Annotated in this window: 18 protein-coding genes and 1 pseudogene; 2 read left to right on the top strand and 17 right to left on the bottom strand. The window is 69.4% G+C overall.

The genetic code is table 11. From position 1 onward, the window contains the following. Window positions 1-32 precede the first annotated feature (32 nt). The gene (locus tag CW348_RS15755; protein WP_287464200.1) at window positions 33-1,151 is read right to left on the bottom strand and encodes an acyl-CoA dehydrogenase family protein; all 1,119 of its coding nucleotides are present in this window, start codon (window positions 1,149-1,151) and stop codon (window positions 33-35) included. Window positions 1,152-1,292: 141 nt separating this feature from the next. On the opposite strand from CW348_RS15755, the gene CW348_RS15750 reads away from it, so the two are divergent. Continuing rightward, the gene (locus CW348_RS15750) at window positions 1,293-2,810 is read left to right on the top strand and encodes an MFS transporter (protein ID WP_193587126.1); all 1,518 of its coding nucleotides are present in this window, start codon (window positions 1,293-1,295) and stop codon (window positions 2,808-2,810) included. 102 nt (window positions 2,811-2,912) lie between these two features. Beyond that, window positions 2,913-3,569 carry a TetR family transcriptional regulator gene (locus tag CW348_RS15745; protein WP_011291679.1) on the top strand — a complete coding sequence of 219 codons (657 nt, stop codon included), beginning with the start codon at window positions 2,913-2,915 and terminating at the stop codon, window positions 3,567-3,569. A gap of 13 nt (window positions 3,570-3,582) precedes the next feature. Here CW348_RS15745 and CW348_RS15740 read toward each other — a convergent pair whose 3' ends face one another. The 16 genes and pseudogenes from CW348_RS15740 to CW348_RS15665 all read right to left on the bottom strand — a co-directional run bounded on the left by CW348_RS15740 (window position 3,583) and on the right by CW348_RS15665 (window position 19,354). Further along, a complete protein-coding gene (locus CW348_RS15740) occupies window positions 3,583-4,584 on the bottom strand; it encodes an acyltransferase domain-containing protein (RefSeq protein WP_011291678.1) in 1,002 nt (333 codons plus the stop codon). Further along, the gene (locus tag CW348_RS15735) at window positions 4,581-5,216 is read right to left on the bottom strand and encodes an NAD(P)-dependent oxidoreductase (protein WP_011291677.1); all 636 of its coding nucleotides are present in this window, start codon (window positions 5,214-5,216) and stop codon (window positions 4,581-4,583) included. The genes CW348_RS15740 and CW348_RS15735 overlap by 4 nt, the downstream gene beginning before the upstream one ends. A 34-nt stretch (window positions 5,217-5,250) precedes the next feature. Continuing rightward, the gene (locus CW348_RS15730) at window positions 5,251-6,318 is read right to left on the bottom strand and encodes a ketoacyl-ACP synthase III family protein (protein WP_196794329.1); all 1,068 of its coding nucleotides are present in this window, start codon (window positions 6,316-6,318) and stop codon (window positions 5,251-5,253) included. After that, the gene (locus CW348_RS15725) at window positions 6,282-8,051 is read right to left on the bottom strand and encodes a biotin carboxylase N-terminal domain-containing protein (protein WP_104613090.1); all 1,770 of its coding nucleotides are present in this window, start codon (window positions 8,049-8,051) and stop codon (window positions 6,282-6,284) included. The genes CW348_RS15730 and CW348_RS15725 overlap by 37 nt, the downstream gene beginning before the upstream one ends. Further along, the gene (locus CW348_RS15720; protein WP_061783558.1) at window positions 8,044-9,288 is read right to left on the bottom strand and encodes an NAD(P)/FAD-dependent oxidoreductase; all 1,245 of its coding nucleotides are present in this window, start codon (window positions 9,286-9,288) and stop codon (window positions 8,044-8,046) included. The genes CW348_RS15725 and CW348_RS15720 overlap by 8 nt, the downstream gene beginning before the upstream one ends. Continuing rightward, complete coding sequence (locus tag CW348_RS15715; protein ID WP_011291673.1) at window positions 9,285-9,479, bottom strand: ferredoxin; 195 nt, start codon at window positions 9,477-9,479, stop codon at window positions 9,285-9,287. Before CW348_RS15715 ends, CW348_RS15720 begins: the two co-directional genes overlap by 4 nt. A gap of 28 nt (window positions 9,480-9,507) precedes the next feature. Then, a complete protein-coding gene (locus tag CW348_RS15710) occupies window positions 9,508-10,686 on the bottom strand; it encodes a cytochrome P450 (RefSeq protein ID WP_016188547.1) in 1,179 nt (392 codons plus the stop codon). Window positions 10,687-10,723: 37 nt separating this feature from the next. Next, complete coding sequence (locus CW348_RS15705) at window positions 10,724-11,491, bottom strand: SDR family NAD(P)-dependent oxidoreductase (protein WP_011291671.1); 768 nt, start codon at window positions 11,489-11,491, stop codon at window positions 10,724-10,726. Continuing rightward, on the bottom strand, window positions 11,478-12,893 hold the full coding sequence (locus CW348_RS15700) for an FAD-dependent monooxygenase (RefSeq protein WP_038043592.1): 1,416 nt from the start codon (window positions 12,891-12,893) through the stop codon (window positions 11,478-11,480). Before CW348_RS15700 ends, CW348_RS15705 begins: the two co-directional genes overlap by 14 nt. 35 nt (window positions 12,894-12,928) lie before the next feature. Next, entirely contained in the window at window positions 12,929-13,873 is a 945-nt protein-coding gene (locus tag CW348_RS15695; protein ID WP_011291669.1) for an aromatase/cyclase, read from the bottom strand. Between the two features lie 23 nt (window positions 13,874-13,896). Further along, entirely contained in the window at window positions 13,897-14,682 is a 786-nt protein-coding gene (gene fabG, locus CW348_RS15690; RefSeq protein WP_011291668.1) for a 3-oxoacyl-ACP reductase FabG, read from the bottom strand. 26 nt (window positions 14,683-14,708) lie between these two features. Continuing rightward, complete coding sequence (locus tag CW348_RS15685) at window positions 14,709-14,969, bottom strand: acyl carrier protein (RefSeq protein WP_011291667.1); 261 nt, start codon at window positions 14,967-14,969, stop codon at window positions 14,709-14,711. A gap of 45 nt (window positions 14,970-15,014) precedes the next feature. Further along, window positions 15,015-16,223: a ketosynthase chain-length factor gene (locus CW348_RS15680; RefSeq protein WP_011291666.1), complete on the bottom strand. Its 1,209-nt coding sequence runs from the start codon at window positions 16,221-16,223 to the stop codon at window positions 15,015-15,017. Further along, window positions 16,220-17,482, bottom strand: a complete 1,263-nt coding sequence (locus tag CW348_RS15675) for a beta-ketoacyl synthase (RefSeq protein WP_104613092.1) — start codon at window positions 17,480-17,482, stop codon at window positions 16,220-16,222. The genes CW348_RS15680 and CW348_RS15675 overlap by 4 nt, the downstream gene beginning before the upstream one ends. A 148-nt stretch (window positions 17,483-17,630) precedes the next feature. Continuing rightward, a pseudogene (locus CW348_RS15670) lies at window positions 17,631-17,828 on the bottom strand (TcmI family type II polyketide cyclase); the annotation flags it as partial. Window positions 17,829-17,893: 65 nt separating this feature from the next. Next, on the bottom strand, window positions 17,894-19,354 hold the full coding sequence (locus CW348_RS15665) for an FAD-dependent monooxygenase (RefSeq protein ID WP_011291663.1): 1,461 nt from the start codon (window positions 19,352-19,354) through the stop codon (window positions 17,894-17,896). Between the last annotated feature and the right edge of the window lie 169 nt (window positions 19,355-19,523).

Raw genomic sequence — 19,523 nt, 5'->3', positions numbered from 1 at the left:
TGGTGCGGCGGCCCCGTGCTGGAAAAGGGGGGTCAGCCTGCGGCAAGAAGGCTCTGCGTGTAGGCGAGACCGGCCTGTTCGAACTGCATGACCGCGTGTCCGGACACGGACCGGACGTCGCGCCAGTACCTCTGCAAGGGGTGGCTGTCGGCCTGTCCGCGGGTACCGCCGGTGCGGGCGAGCGCGTCGACGGCAGAGGTCAGCATTTCCAGGGCGAGGGCGGAGTCTCGCCTGCTCCGCTGCACGAGTTCGGGGGTGAACCGGCCTGCGTCTGCGGTTTCGGCGACCCGGTCCAGAAGGAGACGTGCCGCGTCGATCTGTCCCGCGGCGCGGGCGTAGGCGATCTGGTACGCCTGGTGTGAGGCTGCCCGGGGGCCGGCTGCGGGGCCTTTGAGCAGGGGCAGGGCCGCGTCGAGTGCGCCGAGCGCAGCCCCCAGCGCGGGGGTGACGAAGGTGAGGCCGTTGACGGCCAGGGTGGGTGCGTAGCGGCGGTCCCCTTCCGCGGTGCGCCCTTGCATGGCGTCTTCGCGAAGACAGGTGCGGTGGTCGGGGACGAAGGCGTCGTCGATGACGATGTCGTGGCTTCCCGTCCCGCGCATGCCCAGGGTGTGCCACGTGTCCTCGTAGGTGTAGTCGCTGCGCGGGACAGCGAAGAAGCGCGGTGGGCCGCCGTCGGATCCGGGTCCTTGCGCGGGCCCGGCGAGGAGGGCCCAGTCGGAGTACTCCACCCCGCTGGCGTAGGTCCACCGGCCGCTCAGGCGCCAGCCGCCCGCTACGCGGGTGGCGCGGCCGAGCGGTTTGACGACGCTGACGATCCGGACGTCGGGGCTGCTGCCCCACACTTCTTTCCGGCCTTCTTCAGGCAGGCAGGCGACGTAGCGGCCGGAGTGCCCGAAGAGCGAGGCGAGCCACCCGGTGGAGGGGCAGTGCCGGGACAGGTGGACCACGTGGCGGGCCAGGTCGGTGAAGGAACCTGCGGCTCCGCCGTAGTCGGCCGGCACTGACCAGCGGAAGAAGCCGGCGTCGGTGAGGAGGTCGATGGTCTCGGGGGGTACGCGTCGATCCAGGTCAGTTTGGGCTGCGGTAGCGGAAGCGAGGGCGGTGAGCTGTTCGATTGGGGGCGTCGGTCTGCGGCAGAGGGCATCGTGCATCCCTTCGGAAAGGGTGCGGCGACTTTCGCCGACGGGTTGATGCTAGAAAGCCTGGCACCAAAAAACAACCTCTTGTACGCTTTTTTGCATACCGACTGTCCGCTTTTTCATGGCGGCCTTCCCTGACGCCTGGAGTCTTTTATGGTCACCACGCCGCACTCACAGTCCACACAAAGCGCCCCTGAGCAGGCCGGTCCGCAGCAGACGCCTCGTACCGGCATCGCTCTCACCCTCATCGCGGCCACGCAGCTCATGCTCGTGCTGGACGGCACGATCATGAACATTGCGCTGCCGAGCGTGCAGACCGCGCTCGACATCCCGGCCGGGCGACTGTCCTGGGTAGTCAACGCCTACGCCCTGACCTTCGGCGGCCTCCTGCTGCTCGGCGGGAGGATCGGTGACCTTTGGGGGCGGCGGAGGGTCTTCCGTTTCTCGCTAGCCCTCTTCGCTGCTGCCTCCCTTGCCGGCGGGCTTGCCACCCAGGAAACGGTTCTCATCGCCGCCCGCGCCTGCCAGGGGGTCGCCGCCGCTATTGCCGCGCCCACGGCCCTCTCCCTGATCGCCACCACCTTTGCGGAAGGCCCCAGCCGCAACCGGGCCATGGGCGTGTACGGGGCGATGTCCGGCCTCGGCTCGATCATCGGCCTGCTGCTCGGCGGCCTCCTGACCGAATTCCTCAACTGGCGCTGGGTGCTATTCGTCAACATCCCCATCTGCCTGGCCGTCCTGGCCGGGACCGGAGTCCTGGTGGAAGGCTCCCGGGTCCGGGGACGGCTTGACCTTCCCGGCGCGCTCACCGGCAGCCTCGGGCTTCTCGTCCTCGTCTACGCCATCGTCCGCGGCGGGGATGCGGGCTGGTCCGACCCGGTGACCCTCGGCGCGGGCCTTGCCGCTCTGCTGCTCCTGTCCTGCTTCCTCGTCATCCAGTCGCGCAGCCCGCACCCGATGATGCCCTTGGGTCTGCTCCGCGACCGCAACCGGGGAGCCGCCTACGCCACGATGCTGCTGGTGGGCGGCGGCATGTTCGCCACCTACTACTTCCTCACGCTCTTCATGCAGCAGGTACAGGGCTGGGATGCGATGACCACCGGCCTGGCGTACCTTCCCTTCGCGACCGGCATGGGCGTGGCCTCGGGCATCCTCGGCCCCCGGCTGCTCGGCCGGTTCTCCCCCCGCACCGTGATCGTGCCCGGCCTGGCTGCCGCCACCCTCGGCATGGTGGTCTTCTCCCAGATCTCCCCCAGTTCCTCCTACCTGCTGCACCTCATGCCGGCGATGGTCCTCACCAGTGTCGGACTCGGACTGAGCGTCGTCCCCCTCACCTTGGGGGCGTTGAGCGGCGTCGAGCCCGGCCAGTCGGGTATCGCCTCAGGTATCCTCAACGCCGGCATGCAGGTCGGCGGGGCCCTCGGCCTAGCAGTGCTGAGCACCGTGGCCCTGACCGGAACGCACTCGCTCCTCCCCGACGCCACTGCTCTTCTCCAGCAGGGGCGACAGCAGGGAGAGATCGCTCTGGTCGTGCAGGCATCCGAGGCACTCACCCACGGCTTCGGCTGGGCTTTCCTCGTCGGTGCCGGCCTTTACGCCCTTGCCCTGCTCCTCGTCGCGTCCCTGATGACCACACCAGGCCCCGCCGCCCGACCGGACAGAAAGGCCTGACCTGGGAGAAGACCTGCGGCGCGTCCTTGCAGGGGCCTGCAAGGACGCGTACCGGTATCTAGGTGGGACAGGCACACTCCAAGAACGGAAGGCGGTAGCGCAATGACTGGCCAGGTGTCATGGGACCACGATCCCCTTGCTTCACCGGACTCACCTGACAAGCGCCCGTGGACGGCCAAAGGGCTGCGCGCCCGGCGGCGGATCCTGGCCGCGGCGCGGAAGTGTTTCGCCGAGGTCGGCTACGAGAAGGCGACACTCCGCATGATCGCCGCGGAGGCGAACTCCGACAAATCCTCGGTCATCAAGTATTTCGGCAGCAAAGAGCAGCTTTTCCGCGAATGCGTGTACTGGACGATCCCCATCGACGAACTCACCGCGGACGCCCCCGACCAGTCTGCCGAGAACTATTTGCGTTCCATGCTCTCCGCTTGGGCGAGGGACCCCCACAGTCCCATGGCGGTGCTGCTGCGGGTGAGCATGACCAACAAGGAGGCGGCTGACCTGCTGCGCTCGCATATCACCACGCATTCCGTGGAACGGGTGATGAAGCACATGAAAGGACCCGACCCTGAGCTGCGGGCCGGACTCTTCGCCGCCATGATGATGGGAATCGCCAGCGGCCGCTATCTGCTGCGCATTCCCGGCCTGGCCGAAGCGGAACTGGACGATGTGCTCCGAGTGGCTGCTCCCGCTATCCGTGCCCTCATCGCCGTCGAGGAGGGCACAGACAGCACAGAAGAAAAGCAGGACAGAACTTGACCTGTTCCGATGCTCACCCGGCTAGGTGCCCGGCTGACGCTAGCGCAGCCAGCGCGGACTCCCATGTGGCGACCGTGTCCCCGCGTTCCGAAGGAAGCGTGGAGACGACCCGGCTGCTCCCCTCCAGCACGGTAGGCAGCCGCCGTGCCGCGGCGGCAAGGCCCTTGCCCGGTCCGACTTCCACATAGGTGTGTGCGCCGCGCCGGTCGAGCGCCTGCAACGCCGGCCAAAACAGGACAGGCCGCGACATCTGCGACGCCCAGAATCCGGGGTCGAGCGCCTGTTGTTCAGTGACCGGTTCTGCGGTCAGCGAGGAGACGAGGGGAATCGCGGGACTGTTGCGCTGCTCGGCGGCGATAGCCTCCTGGAACACGCGTGCCGCTTCAGCCATGGCAGGCGAGTGGAACGGCTGTGCGGTTCTGACCGCACGCGTCGTCATCCCTTTGGCTTTGAGGACCGCGTCGGTGGCGGCGAGCTCAGCCTCCGGACCGGCCAGGACCGTCTGGGCGGCCCCGTTGACGGCGCCGACGGCCACCCCCGCACGGGCGCACTCGGCGGGGATGAGCGGTTCAACGGTGTCAGGGGCTGCCGCCACCGCCAGCATGCCGCCACGGGGCGCCTTCCCCAGGGACGAGGAGCGGGCCGCAAGGATCCGGGCGGCCGCGGGAAGATCCCACACGCCGGCGAGGGTTGCCGCACACAATTCGCCGATGCTGTGGCCGAGCAGGACGGCTGGTCGCAGGCCCCGGTGCTCCAGGCTTTTCGCTGCCGCGTAGGCCACCCCGAACAGTAAGGGCTGGGCGTTGAGGCCGTCGTGGACACCGTCGGCGGGCTCGCCGGTCAGCCACAGTTCCCGCAGCCGCTCCCCGTCCGCGCCGAGCAGCTCCAGGAACTCGTCCATCACCTCGGTGAACACCCGGTCGTATCCGTGGAGCGCCGCCCCCATCCTCCGGTATTGGGCGCCTTGCCCGGGAAGGAGCAGCGCCACAGGGGGTGCGAGGACATGCTGGTTCACTGCGCCACCCCCACGACCTGGCCCACCGTGGCGTCGTTGGTCAGCATGTCCAGCAGGGCGCGGGCAAGATCAGCGCGGGTGATCGAAGTGCCGTTGGGCACGTTCGATCCCAGCGCGCTCCGATAGGTGCCGGTGCCGGGCCCGTCCAGCAGCCGCGGCGGACGCACCACCGTCCAATCCAGCCCTGAGGCCGCGAGTTCTTCCTCCATTTCTGCCAGGTCGGCGTACTGGGGGGCGAAGGCGAGACGGACCAGGGGGGTGAGGAGGAAGCGGATAGCGAACTTCTCTCCCTTGGGGGACGGTCCGACCGGGGCCGCGCTCACCACCAGGATTCTGCGGGTTCCGCTCTCCTTCATGGCGCTCACCACCGCCCGGCTTGCCTGGGCGACGATCCCCGCTTCCCGGTTGCGGCGCGCGCCGAGCGCGGACAGCACCGCGTCCTGTCCGTAGAGCAGGGGGCGCAGTGCCTCGACCGACGTCACGTCCGCTTTGACCGTGGTCAAGGCTTCGTGTTCCAGGGAGATTCGGGAGGGGTCTCGGGCTACTGCCGTCACCTGGTGCCCTCGTTCCAGCGCCTGGTGCACCAGGTGGGTTCCCGTCCGCCCGGTGGCGCCGAACACGATGAGTTTCATGGTTCTGCTCCGTTCTTTTTTGCGGTGCCCCGGATCAGGCCGCTACCGCCCACGGGGGACGGTCTTCGATCTCGACCACCGCGCACGTCCAACTGAACCCGGCGCCTACCCCGGCCATGAGGATCCGCTGCCCAGGCTGGGCTGCCCCGCTTTCCACCAGATAGGTGAGTCCGGAGAACTGGTCTCCTGCGCCGAGGTGCCCCACGGTTCGGCCCCAACGCCAGGTCGAACGCTCCGGGTCGATTCCGAAGGGGACGAAAAAAGTGGCGGACAGCCGCCGTCGCCCCAGGTGGGGAAGGACGAACCAGTCGATGTCGGCCAGTTCGGTGCCTGAGCGGGCCAGCGCATCCTTCACCGCTTGGCGCTGCCCGTCCGCCATCTGCGCGAGGGTGAAGGAGCGTCCGGCCTCCGCGATGAACTCGTCTTTGCAGGCGCCCAGGTCGACCCGGTCCCGGTAGGTGAAAGGGACCGTGCCGAAGGGTGCCGTGCCGCGGTGCATGGCCTCCAGTTCGGGACGCGAGGTCGACGCGATGCTGAGCAGTCGGGCGAACCCGCGTCCCCGGGTGAGGAGCAGGGCAGTGCCCCCGTCGGCGTAGACGGTGCCGGGATCGCTGTTCCACCGGTCGAAGCCCGGCGGGGAGAAGCGGTCGCCGGTGGTGATGAGCACGCTGGAGGATTCCGGGGCGGCTGCGAGGTGGGTGGCTGCGAGGTCCATGGCCCCCATGCCGCCGTTGGACACTTGGCCCAGCCAGAAGGCGGGGCAGTCGTTGCCTACGGCGGCCCGCTGCACGTAGGAGGCGGGGGCCCACAGTTCTTGGCCCTGGTAGTAGATGCTGGCGTGGAGGACCAGCCGGATGTCGCTGGGGGAGGCGCCGGAGCGCGCCATGACGATCCGGGCGGCGCGGGCTGCCATCTCCGGTCCGGACAGCCCGTCGGACACGGTCACGGATTCCACGCCGAGCTGTTCTTCCGTGCCCGGCGGGCATTCTCCGCGGGCTTCGGCATCCTTGGTCCGCACGCGGCGCGGCAGCCACGATGCGCTGGCGGCGATGCTGATCCCCGTGCTCACCGGTCTGCCTCCGGCGCGTCCACGATCTCGCACACGAGGTCTCCTTGCGCGACCGGTGTGCCGGCTTCCACGGCGAGCCCGCGGACGATCCCGGCGCGGTGGGCGGTGATGGGCTGCTCCATTTTCATCGCTTCCACGAGGAGGAGGGTGTCTCCCGGCTGTACAGCGTCCCCGTCGGCGACGACGACCTTCACCACGGTTGCGGGGGTGGGCGCGGTTACCGCGGTTCCGGCGCGGGACCCGCCGCGCGGGGGCGGGCTGGTCCTCGCTGCTCGGCGCGGGCGAGGGAGGACAGCGGTGGTGGACCGTGCCGTGGGCACGCTGACTTCGAACCGCTGGCCGTTGACCTCGACCAGGACCCGTTCGCGGGATTCGCTGGGGGGCGCCTGCGCGGGTGCCGTGCCCCGGGGTAGTTCTTCAAGCAGGTGGAAAGGGAAGCTGGTTTCCACCCAGCGGGTGTGGATGCGTGGCACGTCCGCCGTGAATTCCGGGGTGTCCAGCAGGGCCCGGTGGAACGGGAGGAGGGTGGGGACGCCGGCGACCGTGACGTCGGCGAGGGCGCGCCGTGCCCGGGCGAGGGCGTGTGCGCGAGTGTCCCCTCGGACGATGAGTTTCGCGATGAGCGAGTCGAAGTGCGGGGGGACGGTGTCGCCCTGCTGGTATCCGGTATCCACTCGGATTCCCGGTCCGGTGGGAAAGACGAGCTGGTCGAGACGGCCCGCGACCGGGGCGAAGCCGCGGTGGGGGTCTTCCGCGGTGATGCGGAACTCCACGGCATGGCCGTGCACCGGGAAGTCGGTGCGTTCCAGCCGCTGCCCGTCGGCGATCCGGAGCATTTCCTGGACGAGGTCGACCCCGGTGACTTCTTCGGTGACGGGGTGCTCCACCTGCAGTCGGGTGTTGACTTCGAGGAAGGACAGGGTGCCGTCCTCCGCCAGGAGGAACTCGCATGTGGCGGCACCCACGTATCCGGTTGTGCGGAGGATGGCTGCGGACCCTTCGCGGAGGAGCTCCCACTGGTGCGGGGTGAGCCCCGGCGCCGGGGCTTCCTCCACGAGCTTCTGGTGGCGGCGTTGGATCGAGCAGTCTCGGGTGGACAGGACGGCGACATTGCCGTGCGCGTCGGCCAGGCACTGGGTTTCTACGTGGCGCGGGCGGGCCACGTAGCGTTCCACGAAGCAGTCTCCGCGGCCGAAGGCGCTGGCGGCTTCGCGTACCGCTGCTTCCAGCAGCTCGGGAATCTGCCGGGTGTCGTGGACGATGCGCATCCCGCGGCCGCCGCCCCCGTGGGCGGCTTTGACCGCGACCGGGTATCCGTGGCTGCGGGCGAAGTCGGCGACTTCTGCTGCTGTGGTCACGGGCCGACCGGTTCCCGGCATGACGGGGACTCCCACGTCGCAGGCGATGCGGCGTGCGGCGACCTTGTCGGCGAGCAGTGCGATCGTTTCGGCGCTCGGACCGATCCAGGTGAGTCCGGCCTCGCGCACAGCCTGGGCGAACGCGGCGTTCTCGGCGAGGAACCCGTACCCGGGGTGGACTGCATCTGCTTTGCTGGCGGCGGCTACGGCAAGGAGTTTGCTGATGTTGAGGTAGGTGTCGGCTGCGGTCTCGCCGTGCAGCGCGTAGGCTTCGTCGGCGGCGCGGACGTGCAGGGCGTCCCGGTCCGCGTCAGCGTACACGGCGATGCTGACCAGTCCTGCCTCCCGACACGCGTGGGCGATCCGCACCGCGATCTCTCCACGGTTGGCGATCAGGACTCTACGCACGTGTTCCTCCTGTCTGCACGGTCTTCGCGCGGTCCAGGGCGGTGTGGAGGACGTCCTGCCAGGCAGCGCGTCGGCGGATGGCGGTGCGGTATCTGGCGATGGCGCCTTTGCCGCCCACGGTGAGGGCCCCGGTGATCCGCTCGCCTGTGCGGTAGAGGCAGGCGAACTCTCCCCGGGCGGGGTCGCCGACGACGGCGGTCTCGTCGGCGGTCGGCTCTCCGATGAACTGGATCCGCCGGCCGTACCAGTCGCTCCAGAAGTAGGGGATGGACGCGTGGGGGGTGTCCGGTTGGCCGGTGGCGATCCCGCGGGCGACGGCGGCTGCCTGGTGGGCCGCGTTCGTCCAGTGTTCGACGCGGACTTTCCTGCCCAGCCACGGGTTGAACCAGCGGGCAACGTCCCCCACCGCGTACACCCCGGGCACGGTGGTGCGCAGCGCGGCGTCGCATTCCACTCCGTCGGTGCACGCGACACCTGAGCCTTTCAGCCACTCCGTGTTGGGGTGGGAGCCCACGCCGACGACGACCGTGTCGGCTTTGAGGACAGATCCGTCGGAGAGCAGGACTTTCTCGACGCGTCCTGTCCCGTCGAGCGCGGTGACGGTCACCCCGCAGCGGAGTTCGGTGCCGTGGGCGCGGTGCAGGGCGGCGCAGAGGCGTCCGGCTGTCTCCCCCAATGCTGCGGCGAAGGGGACGTCCCTGGCTTCGACGATGGTGACGTGCAGGCCCAGGGTTCGCGCGCTGGAGGCAACCTCGGAACCGATGAAGCCTCCGCCGACGACCACGACGCGGCGGGAACGGGCCAAGGATTTCCGCAGCGCCCTGGCGTCAGCGACCGTGCGCAGCAGGTGCACTCCGGCGAGGTTGGCGGCCCAGCCGGGGGTGCGGGGCCGCACCCCGGTGGCGATGACGAGCGCGTCGTAGGGGATGGTGTGGCCTCCCGCGTGGACGGTCCGGGACCGGGGGTCGAGCGTGTGGGCGGCCACCCCCAGGCGCAGGTCGACGTCCAAGTCGCGGCGCAGGTCGTCGGCCGGGCGGTACACCGGTGTCTGCGGTTCTTCGCGGTCTTCCAGGAAGCGGGTGGACAGCACGGTGCGGTCGTAGGGGGCCACGGGTTCGTCGCCGATCAGGGTCAGCTCGCCGTCGAATCCGGCGTCCCTGGCCCCCTCCACTACGCGCAGTCCCGCCAGCGACGCCCCGACGACGACAAGCCGTCTGGTGCGGGCGGGCGCGGTCATTGTGCCCTCAGAGCGCTGACCGGGCAGGCGCGGACTGCGCGCATCGCGTCGTCCTCGTAGCCTTCGGGCACTCGTTCCCCGTCGAAGAGGGTGACCAGTTCGCCTTCGTCGTCGAGGCGGAAGAGCGAGGAGGCCACTTCCTCGCACAGCCCGTGTCCTTCACACCGGGCGTAGTCGACGTGGATGTCCATCGGTCTCCTTTCCGCGTCATCGGCCAGGTCAGGCGGAAAACTCGACGGGCAGGGTCGTCATGGCGCGAATCGTGTTGTGGACCCGCCACGTGGGCTGTCCCACTTCGATGCGGGCGACTTTGCGCACGAGGGCGTTGAGGAGGGAGTGGCCTTCGAGGCGGGCCAGTCCTTGTCCGACGCATCCGTGGATGCCGTGGCCGAACCCGACGTGGGTGTTGGCGTTGCTGCGGGTGACGTCGAAGGTGTCGGGGTCTTTCCAGTGGCGTTCGTCCCGGTTAGCTGAGGCGTAGACCATGAGTGCCCGGCTGCCGCGGGCGAGGGGGATGCCGCCGATCTCGGTGTCTTCGGTGACGTATCTGGACAGGGCGCGGATGGGGGCTTCGTAGCGGATGGACTCGTTGAGGACGTTGGGGATGAGGGAGGGGTCTTCTCGGACCATGCGCCACTGGTCGGGGTTTTCGCCGAGCTGCCACAGCATGGTGGACAGGGCGGAGACGGTGGTGTCGAGGGACGGCACCAGGTAGTCGCCGATGAGTGCGGGGAGGAGCTGCTTGTCGACTTCTCCTTTCTCTGCGGCTTCGACCAGGGCGGCGCCCCAGCTTCCAGGGGCGAGCCGTCCTGGGCGGACGATCTCGGCCATGTACTCCCACATGCCTTTGAGCGTGGGCAGGTCGCGCAGCGCCCGTTCGTTCATGGGGCCGAGGGCTTGGAATCCGGCGGAGGCCCAGTCGAGGAAGTGTTCGCGTCCTTCAGCGGGCCAGCCGAGGAGGTCGGGGACGACGGACAGCGGGAAGATCTGGGCGAAGTCGCGGACCCCGTCGAAACGGCCGAGTTCCAGGAGGTGGTCGATGAGGGCGTCGGCGCGCTCCTGGAAGTAGTCGTGGTGTTTGCGGAGTGCCCTGGGGGTGAGGGGGCCGCCCATCACGCCGCGCACATGGTCGTGGTAGGGCGGGTCGCTGACGAGGGCGCTGCCCTTCATTTTCTCGTTGAGGGGGTCGTTGAGCGCCACACCGTAGCCGGAGGCGAAGGTGCGGTGGTCGTGGAGGGCCGCGTAGACGTCGTCGTAGCGGGTGACGGCCCACACCTGGTAGCGCTCCAGCCACACTGCGGGGGCGGTGTCGCGGAGCCTGCGGTAGGTGTCGTACGGGTTGAGGATGACTTCTTCGGAGTAGAAGTCGAGGTCGGTGGAGGGGGCGAGGGTCGTCATCGGGTGCCTTTCTGCGTGGTTGGGCAGGGATGCGGAGTCAGAGAAGGGAGCCTCCGGTGGCGTCGATCCAGGCGCCGGTGATCCATCCGGCTTCGGGGGAAGCCAGGAAGGCCACGATCGGTGCGATGTCGGCGGGGGTGGCGAGCCGTCCGAAGACGGAGAGCTGGGAGAGGGAGCGGCGGACGGCGGGGTCGGCTAGTCCCGGATGCCCGGTGTCTACGACTCCGGGGGCGACGGTGTTGACGGTGATGCCGCGCGGGCCGAGGTGTTTCGCGAAGTGGAGAGTGACCATCTCCAAGGCGGCTTTAGCCATCGCGTTGGCGACTTCGGGCGGGTTGGCGAACCGGGTGAGTCCGCTGGAGATGTTGATGATCCGGCCCCCGTCGGGGATGAGGGGTTCCAAGGCGCGCACGATGTGGAGGGGTGCTTGGGCGTTGACCCGCATGAGGTGGTCGACGTCGGCCGGGTCGAGGTCGGAGGGCGGGGCGGTCACCTCGGTGGCGGCGTTGTTGACCAGGATGTCTACTCGTGGGGCGGTTGCTGCGCCGAGGACTGTGGCGAGCTGTTCGGTCAGGGCGGAGCGGAGGCGTTCCCCGTCGTCCGGCCTGCCGAAGAGGGTGTGGACGGCGACGGCTGTCCCTCCCCGCTCCGTGATCTCGTGGACGACTTGGTCGGCTTGGTCCGCGCTGAACCCGTAGTGGACGGCGACGGTCGCTCCTTCCTGGGCCAGCCGGTGGGCGATGGCTTTTCCGATGCCTCGGTCGGCTCCGGTGACGAGCGCGACTTTTCCGTCACATCTGCCCATGGGAGTCCTCCTGGCCGGTGGTGAGGGTGGGGACGGGGCGGGGGTCGGCGGGGAACCACCGGGCGAGTTCCGGTGCTGGATCGGTGTCGGCTGTTCCGGCGGCCGCCGTGTACCCGTCGGGGCGCAGCAGCAGCCAGCCTGCTTTGCCCCGGTCGAGCAGCACGCCCCGCCCGGTCGCCAGCAGGGTGCGCAGGCGTTCCTGGTCGGCGGGGCCGAGCAGGTCGGGTGGGAGTCGGCGGCCGACTGCCGGGTCTGGAGGGGTGGGCGAACCGTAGCGGATGTGGAGTCCGCTGATCCGCAGGGCGAGCTGTCGGCGTACCGCCGGGTATGCCATGAGTTCCGCGAGGAGGGTGCGCAGCGGTTCCACTTCGGGGCCGCCGAGCAGGAGCAGGGTTTGCGCTCTGATGAGGGCGAGGGTGCGTGCCGCTTCGGGTCTGCGTTCCTCGTCGTAGCTGTCGAGGAGCCAGTCGGGGGCCCGTCCGGTCACGTGCGCCGCCAGTTTCCAGCCGAGGTTGAAGGCGTCGTGCAGGCCGAGGTTGAGCGCTTGGCCGCCCACGGGCATCTGCCGGTGCGCGGCGTCCCCTGCCAGGAGGATCCGCCCGTTGCGGTAGCGGGTGGCGTGCAGGCACGTGTCGTCGAACCTGTCGGCCCACACCACGCGGGCTCCGGACAGGTCGTCCCCGGTGACGTCGTGCCAGGCGTCGATGATGTCGTCGAGGGCTGGGGGCCCGGCGTCGTTGGCGGGCCCCCAGTTGCGGCGGTGGACCATGATGCGGGTGAGGCCGCTGGGGTCGGTGGCTGAGACGGCGAGGCCGCGGGGATGCCGTTCGAACCGTCGCGTGGGGACGTCGACACCGGTGAGGTCGGCGCGGAGCAGGTGGCGTTGGGGTCCGGTGCCGGCCAGGTCGAACCCGCCGACTCGGGCCACCGTGCTGTCTTGGCCGTCGCAGCCCACCACATAGTCGGCGCGCACGGTCTCCGGACCGGACGGGCCTTCGAGGCGGGCTTCCACCCCGTCCGCGTCTTGGCGGAGGCTGCGCAGCGCGGTGCCCCGGCGCACTACGGCCCCGAGGCCGTGGACCCACCCGGTGAGGACCGCTTCGAGCCTGGTCTGCGGGACCTTCCACACGCCGGCCCGGGGCGAGGGCACGTCGCCGAGGTCGAGGGGAAGTCCCGCGAAGTGCCCGGTGCGCACGGGGTCGGGGGGACCAAGCGCGGTCAGCAGGCCGCGCTGGTCGAGCAGTTCCGCGCTCAGCGCGTGCACCGTGGATGCGCGGGACTCGGTCATGGGTGTTGCGCGCTGCTCCACCACCTCGACCTGGGCTCCGCCGAGGCGGAGTTCGCCGGCGAGAGCCAGGCCTACGGGCCCGGCCCCCACTACGAGTACCTGCGTGGATCTCATGTGTCAGTCCCGTCCCCTGTCCGAGTGGTCGCGGCTCAGCGGCGTTCCTCGGCGTAGGCCTTGGCCAGTCCGAGAGTGGCTCGGCTGTTGGCGCCTAGCGCTTCCCGGACTGCTTTCCGGGCCTGAGCCAGGTCGGCTCCTGCTCCGAGCACGTCGGTGATGCGGTCGGTGTTGATCACCACGGTGTGCTGCGAGGTGGCGATGGTGCTGTCGCCGTCCTCGACGAAGGTCCAGCGCCCGGTGTGCAGGGACAGCAGGGCGGGCAGGACGAGCTGTTTGTAGACGATGCGCTGGTTGTCGAGGCAGACCCGCACCGACCGGGTGGTGTGGGTGGTGCCGTCGGTGCTGCGGGTGTCCATTTCGAGGATCTGCAGGCCGGGGGTGTCTTCAGTGAGTTCCACCCGGGCCACGTGGGGCAGGCGTTCGGCCCACAGGTCGGCCCGGTTGATGAAGTCGAAGAGGTCCTTGGCTGACCCGTGGACGCGGACGCTGTCTTCGAAGCTGAGCAGTCGGTCGTCGCCGCTGGCGAGGGTTTCGACCCCGGTTTTGAGGGCGGCGAGTTCCGCGGTGCTGTTGCGGTCGACGGCTTGGCTGATCCACTCCAGTTTCTCCGGGTCGTCGTCGACGGCCCGGTAGTCGTGGAGGAGCACGACCCGGCAACTGTGCTCGTCCAAGGGCTCGAGGATCCAAGATCCGCCCATGGCGGCGACGGGGGGTGCGGAGACTTCCTGGCGGAAGTCGATCCGCCGCGCGGCGGGGTCGAGAGTCCGGCGCGACGTCCACCCTTTGACGTCGCCGTTGGCGGTCGCCCAGATGCGGATGCGTTCCTGGTTTCCGGAGTGTTCGATCCGTTCGGCGTGGATGGTCGGTGGGAAGAGCTGCGGCCACTGTTCGACGTCGGCGATGAGCTCGTAGACCCGGGCTGCGGGGGCCTGCACGACAATGGTGTGGCGGTCTTCCCGGGATCCGGTCGGCTGCATGGTGTCTGTCCTCTCTGTGGTGGTCAGAAGTTGCCGAGGCCGCCGCAGACGTTGAGTGCCTGTGAAGTGATCGACGCTGCGGTCTCGGTGGTGAGGTAGCCGACCAGTCCGGCCACTTCTTCGGGGGTGGAGTAGCGGCCGAGCGGGATTTTGGCTTGGAATTTCGCGAGGACTTCGTCCTCGCTGATCTGCCAGGCTTGGGCGTAGCGCTGCCGAACCGCTTCCGCCATGGGGGTTTCCACGTAGCCGGGGCATACGGCGTTGACGGTGATCCCGGTGGGCGCGAGTTCGTTGCCGAGGGCTTTGGTGAATCCGACGACGCCGTGTTTGGAAGCGGAGTAGGGCGCGCCCAGGACCACTCCTTGCTTGCCGGCGGTCGAGGCGATGTTGATGATGCGTCCCCAGGAGGCTTCGCGCATTCCGCCGGTGGTGAGCACTTCCCGGGTTACGCGGAACACACTGGTGAGGTTGGTGGCGAGGACGTCGTCCCACAGGTCGTCGGGGATGTCGGCGGTGACCCCGCCTCCCCCGCGTCCCGCGTTGTTGACGAGGATGCCGATGGTGCCGAAGCGTTCGACCGCGGCGCGGACCATGGCCCGGATGTCGTCGAGGGAGCGGACGTCGCAGGCTTGGCCGTCGACGGGGAGATTCCCGTTGTCGGAGAGTTGTTTGGCGGTTTCCGCTACCCGTTCCCCGTTGCGGGCGCAGATGAAGACACGGTGGCCCCGGTTGGCCAGTTCTCGGGCCACAGCGAGCCCGATGCCGCTGGTGGCTCCGGTGACGATCGCGGTTCGAGGTGTGGATGTCACGTTGAATCCTCCGAGAACGATCAGGGTCAGGCGGCGGCCGTCATGCGGTTGACGAGGTCGATGAGCGCCCGCGGGGTGAGTGCCGCGGCGAGGTCTTCTTCAGCGATGCGGATTCCGTAGGCCCGTTCGATGCGCGCCCCGGTTTCCATCAGGGCGAGGGAGTCGTAGCCCAGTTCTTCGAATTCCGTGTCCAGGGCGTCGTCGCTGATGGCTGTGCTTCCGTCGGCTCCTGCGGCCTCGGTGAGGATGCGGCACAGGTCAGCAAGGGTGAACTCGGTTGTGGACATGGGTGTCTCCTTCGGGAACGGCCCGGAGCATCCGGGCGGGCAGGGTTAGGCCGCGCGGAGGACGAGGGCGGAGTTGAAGCCGCCGATTCCGCGGGCGACGATCAGGGCGATGCGGACGGGCAGGCTCCGAGGGGTTTCGGTGACCAGGTCCAGCCCGAGGTCGGGGGCGGCGGTGGCGTTGATGGTGGGTGGGATGACGCCGTCGCGGATGCTGAGGAGGGCTGCGGCAGCGTCGAGCGCGACCGCCCCGGAGAAGAGGCGTCCGGTCATGGTCTTGGGAACGGTGACGGGGACGGCCCCTTCCCCGAAGACGGCGTTGATGGCTGCGGCTTCGATCCGGTCGAGTTCCGGGATGGCGGCGCCGTCGCAGAAGACCACGTCGACTTCGTCGGGGTGGACGTCCGCGTCGGCGAGGGCGCCGCGCAGGGCCGCTTCCAGGGTGCTGGGACGGCCGCTTCCGGGAGGAGGGTCGAGCGTGGCGGCGTGGCCCGCGACAACCCCGTAGATGCGGGCGCCGCGGGCCCGGGCTGCGGTTTCCTCTTCGAGTACCAGCAGTGCTCCGCCTTCCCCGGGCACGTGCCCTCGGGCGTCGGCAGAGAACGGGAGGTAGGCGCGGCGGGGGTCGTCCGCGGTGCTGACCCGTCCCGAAGCGAGGTGGGCGATCCACCCCCAGGAGCACAGGGAGCTGTCGACACCCCCGGCGAGCATGACACGGGCGCCTTTGCGGATCTGCCGGCGGGCGTGGGCGATCGCGTCTGCTCCCCCGGCCTGGTCGGAGACGAGGACTCCCGTGGGGCCGCGCATCTGGTGGCGGATGGAGATCTGACCGGTGTTGACCGCGTAGAACCAGGCGAACGACTGGTAGGCGCTGACGTAGCTGGCGCCTTTGGCCCACAGGTTGCGGAGTTCCCGTTCACCGAACTCGTAGCCGCCTGAGGAGCTGGCCGTCACCACTCCGGCGGAGAACTCCGGCAACTGGGCGGGGTCCAGGCCCGCGTCGTCCCATGCCCACTGGGCGGCGGCGAGCGCCATTCTGGTCATGTGGTCGGTCTGCGGCAGGAGACGGCCGGGCAGGTGGTCGGCGGCGTGGAATCCGACGACTTGCCCCGCGAGCGAACTGGGGTATCCGCTCGCGTCGAACTTGGTGATCGGCGCGATGCCGTTGCGGCCTTCCAGGGTGGCCTTCCAGTAGTCGTCGACGCCGAGGCCGGTGGGGGCGATCACTCCGAGTCCGGTCACCACTGTGGTGGTCATGGGAGCCTCCTGTCCGCTGTGGTGAGGACCATCGCGCTTTGGAAGCCGCCGAAGCCGCTGCCTACCGTGAGCACCGTGTCGACTCGGTGCTCACGCGCGGTGATTGGCACATAGTCGAGGTCGCACTCGGGGTCGGGTTCGGTCAGGTTGGCTGTCGGCGGCACGATGTTGTCCCGCATGGCCAAGAGGCAGGCGGCGATTTCGATGGAGCCGATCGCGCCGAGGGAGTGGCCGATCATGGACTTGATGGAGCTGACCGGTGTCCGGTAGGCGTGGCTGCCGAGGGCTTTTTTGAAGGCGGCGGTCTCGTGGCGGTCGTTCTGTTTGGTGCCTGAGCCGTGCGCGTTGATGTAGTCGATGTCGTCGGGGTTGACGCGTGCCTCGTGCAGCGCGACCCGGATGGCTTCCGCCATTTCGTGGCCGTCCGCGCGGAGCCCGGTCATGTGGTAGGCGTTGGACCGGGTGGCGTAGCCTGCGAGTTCGCCGTATATGCGGGCGCCGCGGGCCCGGGCGTGCTCGCGTTCCTCGATGACGAACATGGCGCATCCTTCACCGAGGACGAAGCCGTTGCGGGTGCGGTCGAACGGGCGGGACGCGGTGGCGGGGGTGTCGTTGCGGGGTGAGGTCGCCTTGATCGCGTCGAAGCAGGCCGAGGTGATGGGGGTGAGGGGGGCGTCGGTGCTGCCGACGACGACGGCGTCGACGATGCCTTCTCGGACCAGGTCGGCGGCATAGCCCACCGAGTCCAGTCCAGAGGTGCACCCGGTGGACACCACGGTGGCTGGTCCTTCCGCCCCTACCTCCCAGGCCACGTCGGTAGTGAACGAGCTGGGCACGAAGTGCCGGTAGAGGTCGGTGACCGCGGGGTCGTAGCGGACGGGGTCAAGCTGTCCGTCGTCGCTGGACAGCCGGTACTGGTTTTCCAGGCTGGTGGATGCGCCGACGGCGCTGCCTACGACCACGCCGACCCGGTCTGGGCGGTCGATGGTCAGGCCGCTGTCCGCCATGGCTTCGCGGGTGGCGACGACAGCGAACTGGGCGGCCCGGTCCATGGTGCGGGCCTGCTGGGCGGTGAGTCCGTGCTCTTCGGGGTGGAAGTCGACTTCGGCGGCGATCCGGGACCGGAAGACGCTCGCGTCGAACAGGGAGATGGGGCGGGTCGCTGTCCTGCCTTCGGTCAGCAGGTTCCAGAAGGCCTGCGTGCCTATCCCGCCGGGTGCGATCACCCCGATGCCGGTGATGACTACGCGTCGTGTCATGCTGCTCCTCGTGCTGTTCGCCGGGCTGTGTGGGGGCCTCGTGCTCAGGAGGAGGCGGACCAGTGGTAGAAGCGGGTGGCGACAGCGTCCGCGGGGAACGCCACGTGTCCGGGTCGTAGGCGGTGATGAAAGGCCTGAGGTCGTTGCTGATCTGCTGGAAGAGCGGATGGGACCGGGCTTTCGCGATGTTGGCGGCGCCGTCGGGGGTGGCGAAGTTCTGGAGGTGGAAGTACAGCCCCCGGTAGGTGAAGAGTTCCCGGCGCAGGGTGCCCATCAGGTGGGGCATTTCTGTTGCGTCGAAGGCCGCGAAGAGGCGGGCGACGTCGTCTTGGTCTTCCGGACGCATCCGGCCGACGATGAGGGTGCTGTGCATGGTGCGGTCCTTTCGCGGTGCGCGGATTGGGGGGTGGGTTAGGCGGGGTCGCCGAACCAGCGGTGGAGTGCGTCGGCGAGCGCTTCCCGGCCGGGGTCGGTCCAGGCGATGTATCCGTCTGGGCGGATGAGGAGGGTCCGGGCTCCTTCGAGTCCTTGGCTGTCGGGGGCGAGGCGCGCGGTGACCACGTCCACCCGGTCGCGCCACCGCTGCGCGGTGTGCTGGTGGTCGGGGGAGTCCGCCAGGTCGAGGAGGACGCCGCGGGCGGCGTGGAGGAGCCGGTGGGTGGTGGTGGGGTTTCCGTCCACGAGAAGGTCGCGGGGCGGGAGGCGTCGGCCGAGGAGGGGGTGGTCTTCGGGGCCGCCCTCGTAGCGGATGTCGAGCCCGCTGACCATGGCGGCCAGGTGGCGGTTGACTTCGTCGTAGGTCATGAGCTCCGCGAAGAGCTCCCGGAGCGGCTCGACCTCGGTTCCTTTGAGGTAGAGCAGTCCTTGGGCCTGGGTGTTCATCAGCACGCGGGCGCCGACGGGGTGGCGTTCGGCGTGGTAGGTGTCCAGGAGGTGTTCGGGGGCGGTGCCGCGGAGCACGGAGCCGAGCTTCCATCCGAGGTTGACGGCGTCTTGGACGCCCACGTTGAGCCCTTGTCCTCCTGCGGGCAGGTGGACGTGGGCGGCGTCTCCGGCGAGGAACACCCGGCCTCTGCGGTATTCGGTGACTTGGCGTGCTGCGTCAGTGAACGAGCTGGTCCACAGCGGGGTGGCGGTGCTGATGTCCTCTCCGGTGAGGCGCTGCCAGGCAGCGCTGATCTCGGAGAAGGGCGGCGGAGCGCTGCGCGGGCCCGGGGTGTGCCCCCGTTCGCAGACGATGATGCGGTCGATGCCGGAGCCGATCGGCGCGTTCATCACCATGCCGCCGGGGGTGCGCACCCCGATGGGGCGGGGCGGCAGGTCGGCGCCGACGATATCGGCGAGGAACATCTCCATCGTCGGCTCCGCCCCTGGGAAGTCGAATCCCGCGAGGCGGCGCACGGTGCTGTGTCCTCCGTCGCAGCCCACGAGGTAGGCGGCCCGCAGGGTGACGTCGCCGTCGGCAGTCTGGGCGAGGACTTCGACCGCGTCGTTGGTGTCGGCGACTTTGACGACTTCGTGGCCGCGGCGGATGTCCGCCCCCAGTTCCACGGCCCATTCGGCGAGGATGCGCTCGGTGACCCACTGGGGGACGCTGTTGGCGGAGAAGTGGATGCCGTCGAGGATGGAGAAGTCGAGGGGCAGTCCACCGAAGTGGCCGGCGGAGGAGGTGGTGACCTCGCCGAACCGTTCCATGAGTCCGCGCTGGTGGAAGACTTCGAGGGTTCGGGCGGTGAATCCGAGTCCGCGGGACTGTCCGGTGGGTTCGGTGAGGCGTTCCAGGACGATGACGTCCACTCCGGCGAGCCGCAGCTCACCGGCGAGCATGAGTCCGGTGGGGCCGGCGCCCACGACGATGACGGAAGCGTCCAACGTGTGCTCCTCTCAGTGCTGGCCGGGCGGGGCCCAGGGGGCGGGGCGCCGGGCCTTCCAGGACGGTGCCGGGCTGGGCTCGGCCGGGGTGTGGTGGCGGGTGGGCGGTGGCGTGGACCGGGTGTAGAGCAGGGCGATGATCCCTGCCACTGCGTCGGGGGGCACGCGG

This window comes from Thermobifida sp. (genome assembly GCF_017577275.1).
Classification (GTDB): Bacteria; Actinomycetota; Actinomycetes; order Streptosporangiales; family Streptosporangiaceae; genus Thermobifida; species Thermobifida fusca.
This window is presented reverse-complemented; position numbering and strand designations above follow the sequence as displayed.

Excerpts from the sequence above, each read along its gene's own strand:
- CW348_RS15680 (WP_011291666.1), bottom strand. The coding sequence starts at position 16,223 with ATGACCACCACAGTGGTGACCGGACTCGGAGTGATCGCCCCCACCGGC.
- CW348_RS15685 (WP_011291667.1), bottom strand. The coding sequence starts at position 14,969 with ATGTCCACAACCGAGTTCACCCTTGCTGACCTGTGCCGCATCCTCACC.
- CW348_RS15675 (WP_104613092.1), bottom strand. The coding sequence starts at position 17,482 with ATGACACGACGCGTAGTCATCACCGGCATCGGGGTGATCGCACCCGGC.
- CW348_RS15710 (WP_016188547.1), bottom strand. The coding sequence starts at position 10,686 with ATGACGACCCTCGCCCCCTCCACCGACCTCGACTTCTACTCCGAAGAA.
- CW348_RS15700 (WP_038043592.1), bottom strand. The coding sequence starts at position 12,893 with ATGAGATCCACGCAGGTACTCGTAGTGGGGGCCGGGCCCGTAGGCCTG.
- CW348_RS15695 (WP_011291669.1), bottom strand. The coding sequence starts at position 13,873 with ATGCAGCCGACCGGATCCCGGGAAGACCGCCACACCATTGTCGTGCAG.
- CW348_RS15720 (WP_061783558.1), bottom strand. The coding sequence starts at position 9,288 with ATGACCGCGCCCGCCCGCACCAGACGGCTTGTCGTCGTCGGGGCGTCG.
- CW348_RS15750 (WP_193587126.1), top strand. The coding sequence starts at position 1,293 with ATGGTCACCACGCCGCACTCACAGTCCACACAAAGCGCCCCTGAGCAG.
- CW348_RS15715 (WP_011291673.1), bottom strand. The coding sequence starts at position 9,479 with ATGGACATCCACGTCGACTACGCCCGGTGTGAAGGACACGGGCTGTGC.
- CW348_RS15755 (WP_287464200.1), bottom strand. The coding sequence starts at position 1,151 with ATGCACGATGCCCTCTGCCGCAGACCGACGCCCCCAATCGAACAGCTC.
- CW348_RS15705 (WP_011291671.1), bottom strand. The coding sequence starts at position 11,491 with ATGGGCAGATGTGACGGAAAAGTCGCGCTCGTCACCGGAGCCGACCGA.
- CW348_RS15735 (WP_011291677.1), bottom strand. The coding sequence starts at position 5,216 with ATGAAACTCATCGTGTTCGGCGCCACCGGGCGGACGGGAACCCACCTG.
- CW348_RS15745 (WP_011291679.1), top strand. The coding sequence starts at position 2,913 with ATGACTGGCCAGGTGTCATGGGACCACGATCCCCTTGCTTCACCGGAC.